Source organism: Erwinia sp. B116, from assembly GCF_002865965.1.
In the GTDB taxonomy this organism is placed as follows: Bacteria; Pseudomonadota; Gammaproteobacteria; order Enterobacterales; family Enterobacteriaceae; genus Erwinia.
In genome coordinates, this window is sequence record NZ_JRZZ01000131.1 from 1 (window position 1) to 410 (window position 410).

Annotated in this window: 1 protein-coding gene; it reads right to left on the bottom strand. The window is 57.3% G+C overall.

What is annotated here, in order from left to right; all coding sequences use genetic code 11:
• On the bottom strand, window positions 1-407 hold a 407-nt coding region (locus NV64_RS22935; protein ID WP_146005554.1), incomplete at its 3' end, for an isochorismatase family protein.
• Window positions 408-410 lie beyond the last annotated feature (3 nt).

Here is a 410-nt window from a genome sequence, read left to right on the forward strand (position 1 = left end):
TCGGTCACCACGTATACCTCGAAGCCCTCTTTCAGCGCCATCAGCGCCGGGAAGGTCAGGCACACCTCGGTCCACAGGGCGGAGATAATCAGCTTCTTACGGCCGGTGGCTTTCACCGCCGCCACGAAGGCCGCATCTTCCCAGGAGTTCATCGAAGTACGCTCAATCGGCTGCACCTCCGGGTGCACCGCCAGCAGCTCCGGCCAGATGTAGCCGCTGAAGCTTTCGGTTTCCACCGAGGTATAAATGGTCGGAACGTTAAAAATCTTGCCCGCTTTGGCCAGCGCCACGGTATTATTTTTCAGCTGCTGGCGGTCGATGTTGGCGACGCCGAACGACATCTGCGGCTGATGGTCGATAAAGATCAGGGTGGAGTTCTGTGGGTCCAGCAGGTCGAATTTAGACATTTT